10 protein-coding genes and 1 pseudogene are annotated in these 9475 nt (G+C 69.2%); 6 read left to right on the top strand and 5 right to left on the bottom strand.

Translation table 11 applies throughout. From position 1 onward, the window contains the following. Both FV217_RS23085 and fliP read left to right on the top strand, forming a co-directional pair. A pseudogene (locus FV217_RS23085) lies at positions 1 to 185 on the top strand (hypothetical protein); the annotation flags it as partial. A 70-nt stretch (positions 186 to 255) separates the two neighbouring features. After that, a complete protein-coding gene (fliP, locus tag FV217_RS20985) occupies positions 256 to 999 on the top strand; it encodes a flagellar type III secretion system pore protein FliP (protein ID WP_147820361.1) in 744 nt (247 codons plus the stop codon). Here fliP and FV217_RS20980 read toward each other — a convergent pair. After that, positions 987 to 2075 (bottom strand): nitronate monooxygenase, encoded by a 1089-nt coding sequence (locus FV217_RS20980; protein WP_147820359.1) that lies wholly within the window; start codon positions 2073 to 2075, stop codon positions 987 to 989. The genes fliP and FV217_RS20980 overlap by 13 nt on opposite strands. A 119-nt stretch (positions 2076 to 2194) precedes the next feature. Between FV217_RS20980 and FV217_RS20975 the strand changes: the two genes are divergently transcribed. Next, positions 2195 to 2602, top strand: coding sequence for a DoxX family protein (locus FV217_RS20975; protein ID WP_147820357.1), 408 nt, complete (start codon positions 2195 to 2197; stop codon positions 2600 to 2602). A 3-nt stretch (positions 2603 to 2605) separates the two neighbouring features. Here FV217_RS20975 and FV217_RS20970 read toward each other — a convergent pair whose 3' ends face one another. The 3 genes from FV217_RS20970 to FV217_RS20960 form a co-directional block, all read right to left on the bottom strand. Next, a complete protein-coding gene (locus FV217_RS20970; RefSeq protein WP_147820356.1) occupies positions 2606 to 3037 on the bottom strand; it encodes a DUF1772 domain-containing protein in 432 nt (143 codons plus the stop codon). Next, positions 3034 to 3501: a MarR family transcriptional regulator gene (locus FV217_RS20965; RefSeq protein ID WP_147820354.1), complete on the bottom strand. Its 468-nt coding sequence runs from the start codon at positions 3499 to 3501 to the stop codon at positions 3034 to 3036. Before FV217_RS20965 ends, FV217_RS20970 begins: the two co-directional genes overlap by 4 nt. Before the next feature lie 123 nt (positions 3502 to 3624). Then, entirely contained in the window at positions 3625 to 4911 is a 1287-nt protein-coding gene (locus FV217_RS20960; protein ID WP_147820352.1) for an OmpP1/FadL family transporter, read from the bottom strand. 396 nt (positions 4912 to 5307) lie between these two features. On the opposite strand from FV217_RS20960, the gene FV217_RS20955 reads away from it, so the two are divergent. Beyond that, positions 5308 to 6192, top strand: a complete 885-nt coding sequence (locus FV217_RS20955; RefSeq protein ID WP_147820350.1) for a fumarylacetoacetate hydrolase family protein — start codon at positions 5308 to 5310, stop codon at positions 6190 to 6192. Positions 6193 to 6198: 6 nt separating this feature from the next. Here the strand turns inward: FV217_RS20955 and FV217_RS20950 are convergent, their stop codons facing one another. Further along, positions 6199 to 6984: a 3-hydroxybutyrate dehydrogenase gene (locus FV217_RS20950; protein ID WP_147820348.1), complete on the bottom strand. Its 786-nt coding sequence runs from the start codon at positions 6982 to 6984 to the stop codon at positions 6199 to 6201. A gap of 160 nt (positions 6985 to 7144) precedes the next feature. Between FV217_RS20950 and FV217_RS20945 the strand changes: the two genes are divergently transcribed. Together FV217_RS20945 and FV217_RS20940 are read left to right on the top strand one after the other, a co-directional pair. Further along, complete coding sequence (locus tag FV217_RS20945; RefSeq protein WP_147820346.1) at positions 7145 to 8104, top strand: acetyl-CoA carboxylase carboxyltransferase subunit alpha; 960 nt, start codon at positions 7145 to 7147, stop codon at positions 8102 to 8104. Between the two features lie 266 nt (positions 8105 to 8370). Next, the coding region (locus FV217_RS20940) for a murein L,D-transpeptidase family protein (RefSeq protein WP_147820344.1) at positions 8371 to 9475 on the top strand (1105 nt) is incomplete at its 3' end.

Below are 9475 nucleotides of genomic sequence, written 5' to 3'. Positions count from 1 at the left end.
GGCCCGATCCGATCGCGGCGGCGATGGCCGAGCCCCCGGCCCCGCCCGCAGTTCCGGAACCTCCGCCTGCGCCTGCGCCCGAGGCAAAACCCGCGCAGCCGCCCGGCGGCACGCCGATCACCGTCGAGGAGATCGAGACGGAGTTCGCCCGGCTGCTCGGCCGGCCCCTCGACCGCAAGACCTGAGAGAACGGCGGGCCGGCGTGGCCGCGCGCCGCTTGTGCCCAGGGCCGGCGCGACGCAGGTTGCCGGCGCGATGAAGCCCTCGAATCGAGCCCTGATCCCCGTCCTTCTCGGCCTCGCCCTCCTCGGCGCGAGCGCCGGTGCGGCGCATGCGCAGAGCCTGAACCTCGATCTCGGCACCGGCGGCACCACCGAGCGGGCGCTGCAGCTCGTCGCCCTCGTCACGGTGCTGGCGCTGGCGCCCTCCGTGCTGGTGATGGCGACCTCGTTCACGCGGATCGTGGTGGTGCTCTCGATCCTGCGCTCGGCGCTCGGCACCCAGACCGCACCGCCCAACGCCGTGATCACCAGCCTCGCCCTGTTCCTCACCGCCTTCGTGATGGCGCCTGTGGGCAAGGAGGCCTACCGCAACGGCATCGAGCCGCTGCTCGCCAACCAGATCACGCAGGCCGTCGCCTTCGAGCGGACCACCGCCCCGTTCAAGACCTTCATGCTCAAGAACGTCCGCGAAAAGGACCTCAAGCTCTTCCTCGACATGGCGAAGGTGCCGGTGCCCTCCGGCCCCGAGGCGGTGGGCCTCGAGATCGTCACCCCGGCCTTCATGATCTCGGAGCTGCGCCGCGCCTTCGAGATCGGCTTCCTCCTGTTCATCCCCTTCCTGATCATCGACCTCGTCGTCGCCTCGATCCTGATGGCGGTGGGCATGATGATGGTGCCGCCGGCCACCGTCGCCCTGCCGTTCAAGCTGATCTTTTTCGTATTGGTCGACGGCTGGACGCTGGTCGCGGGCTCGCTGGTGCAGAGCTACGGAGGGTAGCGGCCGCCGATCTTTGCCAGCCGCTGCGTCGCCTCCCCGGCGAGGAGGCGCGTCAGCGTGGCGGCGCCGAGATCACGGGCCAGCGCCGCCGCCTGCCCGGCCCAGAGCGGCGAGAAGTCGCCCTGCCCTCGTGCTTCCGCCGCCGCCCGCAGCGGCTGGAGCGCGACCGCCGCCTTCGGAAAGGCCGGTGCGTCTTCGCAAAGCGGCCCGAGCTCGCGCATCGCACGGTTGAACAGGCCGCGCGCCGGGCGCCCGGTGAAGACGTCGGTGATCGCGGTGTCCGTGTCGCGTGCCGCACGGAGCGCCGCGCGATGGACCTCGGAAATGCCGGCTTCCGGACAGCGCAGGTAGGCGGTTCCGATCTGCACGGCGGCGGCGCCCAACGCGAAGGCGGCGGCGATGCCGCGCCCGTCCGCGATCCCACCGGCGGCGATGACGGGCACGCCCACGGCGTCGGCCACCTGCGGCAGCAGGGCGAACAGGCCGGGCTGTGCGGCCAGCTCACCCGGCAGAAACATCCCGCGATGGCCGCCGGCTTCCGCGCCTTGCGCGATCACCGCGTCGACGCCGCGCGCGTCGAGCCAGCGTGCCTCGGCCACCGTCGTCGCCGAAGCGAAGACGCGGCAGCCCGCGGCCCGCACCCGGTCGAGCAGCGCCGCGTCCGGCAGGCCGAAATGGAAGCTCACCACCTTCGGCCGCAACGCCTCGACGACGGCGCACATCTCCGCGTCGAACGGCGCCCGCTTCGCCATGGGCGTCGCGGCGGCCGGATCGAGGCCGTACTCGCGGTAGTAGGGACCGAGCCGCGCGAGCCATCCGGCATCGCGGGGCGCATCGTCCGCCGGCAGCGCGTGGCAGAAGAAGTTGAGGTTGATCGGCCCGTCGGCGCTCTCGCGGATCGCGGCCACGGCCGCCCGGACCTGCTCGGCCGTCGATGCCGCGCAGGCCAGCGATCCGAGAGCGCCGGCACCCGTGACGCAAGCCGTGAGCGCCGCCTTGGCGCCGACCATCGGGGCCAGGACGATCGGATGTTCGATCCCGGCAAGGTCGAGGATGCGGCGGTCGGGCCAGTGCATGACTGAAGTTCCGCTCGATCTGGAGGGTCGCGGGCCAAGTCGCCGTGCGATTGCAGTTTCGCCGCACCTGACATAGGTCCGCTCGTGTGTTCAACCCACACGCCGGAAGCCGATTTAGAATGAATTTCAACAACATCACCCTATCGTGGGCGCCGCGGATGCTGAGCATCCTGCGGATCGTCGCCGCACTGCTCTTCATGGCGCACGGCACCCAGAAGATCCTCGGCTTCCCGGCCAGCAGCATGAACCCGGCGATGTTCTCGCTGCCCTGGATCGCCGGCATCCTCGAACTCGTCGGCGGCGCGCTGCTCGTGATCGGCCTGTTCAGCCGGCCCGTCGCCTTCATCCTCTCGGGCCAGATGGCCGTCGCCTATTTCCTGGCCCATGCCCCCAAGAGCTTCTTCCCGGCGCTGAACGGGGGCGATGCCGCGATCCTGTTCTGCTTCGTCTTCCTCTACATCGCCGCCGCCGGCCCCGGCCCGCTCAGCGTCGATGCCCAGATGCGCCGCGGCACCGACAGCTACTGACGCTCACGTCGTCACGGCGCTCAGGTAGGCGATCGACGCGAAAAACCCCAAGGCCGTACGGATCGCGTGGAGCGATCCCCAGCGCAGGATCAGCGCCCGGCTCTCCGGCCCCGCCCCGGCGGGGTCGGTCGCCATCAGGCGCTTGTTCACCGGCAGGATCAGCCGGAGGGTGACGGGAAGGTTCGCCAGCATCAGCAGCGCCCCGACGATCCAGCCCGCATGGTCGGTACGGATCCAGGCCGCGAAGCCGAGCACGAAGCTCGCGAGCACCAGCGAGACCTGCATCACCGTCGCCCGCGCATAGGACGGCTTCCATTGGCTCAGCAGGGCGCGGTCGTCGAGCCCAAGCCGGGCCGGCTGCTCGACCGCGTTGATGTAGAACGCCGCCCCCGTGAACAAAGCGGCGGCGAAGAACGCCAGGTGACCGAGGATCATGCCGGGTTCTCCTTCCGCAGCGTCGCCTGACCGCTTTCGAGCCGGCGGCGCAGAGCGCGCAGCACGCCCGTCGCCTCTTCGATGGCATCGTCCGGCAGCCCCCGCGCCAGGGCCGCCGCCCAGGGCGATTGCCGGGCCGCCGCCTTGGCGTACACGGCGCGGCCGCGCTCGCTCATGAGGACGAGCTTCGCCCGCTGGTGATGCGGATTGGCCGCGAACGTCACGAAGCCCGAGGCGTCGAGCTCGTTGGCGATGCGCTGCACGTTCTGCCGCGACAGCCCCATGGTCCGCGCCAGATGCGCGACCGGCGCCGGTGCGGGCGACAGCGCCACCGCGCCGAGCACCTGCCAGCGGGCGCTGGTGAGTCCGAGATCCTGCAGCAGCGCGTCGCCGGCGGCGAGCAGGCAGCCGTTCAGCCGGAAGCTCTCCAGGATCAGCTCCGTGATGGCGTCGCCGTGCGGCATGGCATCTTGTTGTCGATTCGACAGTATGTTGTCAATCGACGCGGGAGAAACGGTCCCGAGAGCGGATCTCGGGGCCGGAGGGAGTGTCGGTCGACGTCCTGTCCCTTGGAGGGCGATCCGCTCTCAGAACTTGCGGACGATCGGGGCCGGCAGCGGTGCGGCGGGGGCGCCGAAGACGTAGCGGAAGCCCACCGAAACGATGTCGGCGCTGGCGTCGACCACGCCGGCGAAGGCGATGTTGCCGACGTCGTAGTTCCGGCCGGCCCCAGCGAAGATGTTACTCTTGTCGAGGAAGACGTGGGAATAGGCCGCGTTCAGGGTCAGCTTCTCGCTCCAGCGATAGCCGGCGCCGATCGAGACGGTGTAGCGATCGTTGTCGGGCAGTCGCACCGAGCGGTTCTGGTCGTCGATCGGCACCTCCTCGTAGGAGAAGCCGCCGCGGACCGTGAGCGACGGCGACCAATCGTACTCGGCGCCGATCGAATAGGCGTAACCGTCCTTGAAGTTGAGCGGCAAGTTGCTCACCGGCAGACCCAAGGCCGTCGAGACGATGGCGACGTTGCCGATCCTCGACCAGTTGTCCCACTCGAAGCCGAGGTTGATCCGGGTGACCGGATTGATCGCCTGGGTCAGGCCGACACTGAGTTTTTCGGGGGTGTTGAGGTTGGCCTTGACCTGCCCGACACCGAAGGCCGACCCCTCGAGGTCGTGATGCATCGAGGAGCGATAGCCGATGCCGAGCACCGTACCGTCCCAGGGGGTGATCGTCGCTCCGGCGGTGTAGCCGACGCCCCAGGCGTCGCCCTTCAGGAAGCCGCTCGGGAAGGTCGTCGGGGAGAGGGTGATCGGCAGGGCCTGACGAAGCGTCAGCTTGAAGTATTGGATGTTCGGGCCGGCGGCGATCGAGAGCCAATCGTTGACCTTGTAGGCAACGACCGGATTGAAGGCGAGCGAGAAGATCCGCGACGAGCGGCCGTAGACTTCGCCCGCCCAGACCTTGTTCGGATTGGTGATCAGGCCGAACGGCGCACCCGTCTGCAGGCCGATCCAGATCTTGTCGCTGAGCTGATAGGAGGTCGCGCCGGCCGGCACGATCGCGCCCTGGCCGATGTCGCCGCTCCCGCCCAGCGGCAGGAAGCCGGGATTGGTGCCGGCCGTCGGCCGGATGTCGGCATGCAGGCCGATATAGGTGAGGTTCTGCTCGGTGACCCAGCCCGGGCGCATCGTGATCACGGCCGGGTTCCAGAACATCGAGGAGACGCCGCCGGAGCCGGAGGCGGCGCCCGCGTAGGAGAGGCCCTGGGCCTCGGCGCTCTGCTCGTGGAGCCCGAAGGCGCCGGCCTGCGCGCCGGTGGCGAAGGCCAAAGCCGAGACGCTCGCCAGGGCGAGCGCACCAATCCTGCCGATCATGACTACGTCCCCAAGCCGATCCGACGGTGCTCGTATCCCCGCCGTCCCCCGGCCGGGCTGGCACCTTGCCGGCAACGCTGCCGGCTTGTGCAAAGCTTATCAATCCCAAGGCCAGGATAGCCTCGACAAGTATTAATTCTCCGTTAACCAAACGAAATCATCGGATGTGCTTGGCCGGCCCGGCTCGATGCGCTCGCTCCAAACTTGGTTCACGTATAACGCGCATACGATATCATGCAGATTGCGGCCCGCCCCGCCGGGCTTTCGTCACTTTGATGCGGGTCCGTTGCCTACAGGCAACGCCGACGACGCCGCCGGGACGGGTTCGGCCACGCTTGCACCGCTCCGGCGGCCCGGCCATGGTCGCGGCGATTCTCGGGGGCAAGGGACGATACGATGAAGCTGATCCGTCACGGTGCGGCCGGCGACGAGAAGCCGGGGCTCGTGGACGCCAAGGGCGGCCTGCGCGACCTCTCGGGCTCGGTGCGCGACATTGCCGGAGCGGCCCTCTCGCGTCAGGGCCTCGACCGCCTGGCGATGATCGATCCGGAGACGCTGCCCCTGCTGCCGCCCGGCACCCGGCTCGGCCCCTGCGTCGGCGGCACCCGCAACGTCGTGGCGATCGGTCTGAACTACGCCGACCACGCCGCCGAGACCGGCGCGGCGATCCCCTCCGAACCGATCCTGTTCAACAAGGCCCCGTCCTGCCTCGGCGGCGCGAACGATCCGGTGATCCTGCCCAAGGGCTCGGCCAAGACCGACTGGGAGGTCGAACTCGCCGTGGTGATCGGCGCGCGCGCCTCCTACGTCCACGCCAACGAGGCGCTCGACTACGTCGCCGGCGCCTGCATCATGAACGACCTGTCCGAGCGCGAATTCCAGTACGAGCGCGGCGGCACCTGGACCAAGGGCAAGGGCTGCCCGACCTTCGGCCCCCTCGGCCCCTGGCTCGTCACCCTCGACGAGATCCCGGACCTGAAAAAGCTCTCGCTGAGCCTCGACCTCAACGGCAAGCGGCAGCAGACGGGCTCGACCGCGACGATGATCTTCGACGTCGCGCAGCTCGTCGCCTACGTCTCGCACTTCATGATGCTGGAGCCCGGCGACGTCATCACCACCGGCACGCCCCCCGGCGTCGGCCTCGGCATGAAGCCGCCGCGCTTCCTCAAGGCCGACGACCAGATGGTGCTGCGCATCGACGGCCTCGGCGAGCAGCGCCAGACCGTCATCGCCTTCGACGACTGGACGGCGAAGGTGGCGGCGGGCGAGCCGACGAACTGACCGGCGCTACTGCGCCGTCCAGCCCCCATCCACCGACAGGTTCGCGCCCGTCATCTGCTTCGCAGCGTCCGAGCACAGGAAGGTGACGATCGCGGCGACCTGCTCGACGGTGACGAACTCCTTGGTGGGCTGGGCCTTCAGGAGCACGTCCTCGATGACCTGCTCCTTGGTCAGGCCGCGGGCCTTCATGGTGTCGGGGATCTGGCTCTCGACCAGCGGCGTCCAGACGTAGCCCGGCGAGATACAGTTGGCGGTGATGCCCTGTCCCGCGACTTCCAGCGCCACGCTCTTCGTCATGCCGAGCAGCCCGTGCTTGGCCGCGACATAGGCCGACTTGTAGGGCGAGGCGACGATGGAGTGCGCGCTCGCGATGTTGACGATGCGGCCGTAGCCGCGCGCCTTCATGCCCGGCACCGCCGCGCGGATGGTGTGGAAGGCCGAGGACAGGTTGATGGCGAGGATCGCGTCCCACTTCTCGACGGGAAAATCCTCCACGGGCGCCACGAACTGGATGCCGGCATTGTTCACCAGCACGTCGATGCGCCCGAGCTCCTTCTCCGCCATCGCCATCATCTCCGCGATCTCGGCGGGCTTCGACATGTCGGCGCCGGAATAGATCGCGCGGACGCCGAATTCCGCCGCGATGCCGGCGCGGGCCTTCTCGATCTCCTCCGGCTTGCCGAAGCCGTTGAGGACGACGTCCGCGCCCTCTTTGGCGAGCCCCCGGGCGACGGCGAGGCCGATGCCGCCGGTCGAACCGGTCACGACGGCGGCCTTGGATGTGAGGATCATGGAAGCGCTGCCTGAAGAATGCTGGACTCGACGCGCCTTGTAGCGATCCGACGGCAGCGTTGACAGGGCAGGAGCGCTTCGTCAGGTTCCGCCGCCGCCGACGGTCCAGCCCGTCCGGCACCCTCTCATCCACACCACGGCGAAGTGAGCCCCCTGCACGATGGCGACGCGCTCCTACCTGGATTTCGAGAAGCCGGTCGCCGAGCTGGAGGCGAAGCTCGAGGAATTGCGGGCGCTCGGGGCACGCGACGGCGCGGTCTCGATCAGCGAGGATATCGGCCGGCTGGAGGCGAAGGCCGCCGCCGCGCTCTCCGACATCTACGCCAGCCTGACGCCCTGGCAGAAGACGCAGGTCGCCCGCCACCCGCAGCGCCCCCACTTCGTCGATTACTGCGCGGGCCTCATCGACGAGTTCACGCCGCTCGCCGGCGACCGCACCTTCGGCGAGGACGAGGCCATCGTCGGCGGGTTCGGGCGCTTCCGGGGCCGGCCGGTGCTGGTGCTCGGCCAGGAGAAGGGGGCGACCACCGAGGCGCGCCTGCGCCACAACTTCGGCATGGCCCGGCCCGAGGGCTACCGCAAGGCGGTGCGCCTGATGGAGACCGCCGACCGCTTCGGCCTCGCCGTCCTCGCCTTCGTGGACACGGCCGGGGCGTTTCCGGGCATCGAGGCGGAGGAGCGCGGCCAGGCCGAGGCCATCGCCCGCTCGACCCAGGCCTGCCTCGCCCTCGGCGTGCCGAACGTCGCCGTAGTGATCGGCGAGGGCGGCTCGGGCGGCGCCATCGCGCTCGCCACCGCCAACCGCGTGCTGATGCTGGAGCACGCGATCTACGGCGTGATCTCGCCGGAGGGCGCCGCCTCGATCCTGTGGCGCGACCAGGGCCGGGCGCACGACGCCGCCACCGCCATGAAGATCACCGCGCAGGACCTGCTGCGCCTCGGCATCATCGACGGGATCATCCCCGAGACGACCGGCGGCGCGCATCGCGACAAGGACGCGGCCATCGCCGACACCGGCGAGGCCATCGCCGGCGCGCTGGCCGCCTTCGACGGCCTTGGTCCCGACGAGATCCGCGACCGCCGCGCCCAGAAATTCATGGAGATCGGCCGGAAGCTCTGAGCCGCCATCCCGACCCAAGTTCTTCAGGAGTCTCACGACTCGCGATTTGTACACAGGCGGCGCGCGAACACTCCCGAACTCTGTAACGGCCCCGCTTTCGCCCGAATGCGGCATCAGTGGTGCGCTGTCACCACACCGGTGGACCTTTCGGCGTCCGGCCGCCTCGTCTCCTTGAGGTAAGATCCGGGTAAGTCTAACGGGGCTATTGGGTTGGGGAATGTCGTCGGCGCCGCGAGGCTTGCCGGCGCGGTCACACGGGGTCCCCCATGTCTGTGCGTCCCTTCGCGGCGGCCGGTCTCGTCGCCCTGGCGCTGTCCCTTGGAGCCTGCCAGGACAGCGGCATGCTCGGCGGAGTCTCGACCCGCAGCCTTACCCCGGTCCCGGCCCAGACCGTGGCGCTCATGCAGACCAAGGGCATGGGCCAGACCGACCCGATCCTGATCCGCGCCTACAAGAAGGAAGCGGAGATGGAGGTCTGGAAGCGGACGTCCAGCGGACAATACGCACTCCTCAAGACCTTCCCGATCTGCCGCTGGTCGGGCCAGCTCGGTCCCAAGACCAAGCAGGGCGACCGTCAGGCGCCGGAGGGTTTCTACACGATCACGCCGGGTCAGATGAACCCGAATTCCTCGTATTACCTCTCGTTCGACGTCGGCTATCCGAACGCGATCGACCGGGCCAAGGGCTCCACCGGCAACTACATCATGGTGCACGGCACCTGCTCGTCGGCCGGCTGCTTCGCCATGACCGACGCCTCGATGTCCGAGGTCTACGCCATCGCCCGCGACGCCTTCCAGGGCGGCCAGCGCGGCTTTCAATTCCAATCCTATCCGTTCCGGATGACGGCCACGAACATGGCCAAGTTCCGCAACGACCCGAACGCGCCGTTCTGGAAGAACCTCAAGGAGGGCTCGGACTATTTTGAGGCCCTGAAGGAGGAGCCGCGGGTGGCGGCCTGCGGCACGAAATACGCCTTCGGCGGCACCGACGTCGCCGCCGGTTCGTGCACGCCGCGGATCGACCCGCTGGTCGCCGAGAAGCGCGACCACGACAACCGGCAAATCGCCGAACTCGTCGCCAAGGGCGAGAAGGCCACACGCGTCGTCTACGAGGACGGCTACGGCAACCCGGTCTTCCGCCAGCCCCCGCAGCAGAGCGGCTTCGCCGCCCTCACGGAGGCCGAGAAGGAGAAGGAACTCGCCTATTCGCCGAAGGATTACGCGCGCCACAACCTCGGCGACGTGAGCCGGCCCGAAAGCCTCGCCAGCGGTCCGCAGGAGATCGAGGTCGACGCCAAGGGCCGGCCGGTCCTCGTCGCCGCGGCGACGCCCGAGGACATGGACTATTTCGGCGAAGACGCCGACCGCATGC

It is taken from the genome of Methylobacterium sp. WL9 (assembly GCF_008040035.1).
Classification (GTDB): Bacteria; Pseudomonadota; Alphaproteobacteria; order Rhizobiales; family Beijerinckiaceae; genus Methylobacterium; species Methylobacterium thuringiense.
Note: the sequence above shows the minus strand (reverse complement) of the source record. Positions and strands in the feature narration are given on the sequence as shown.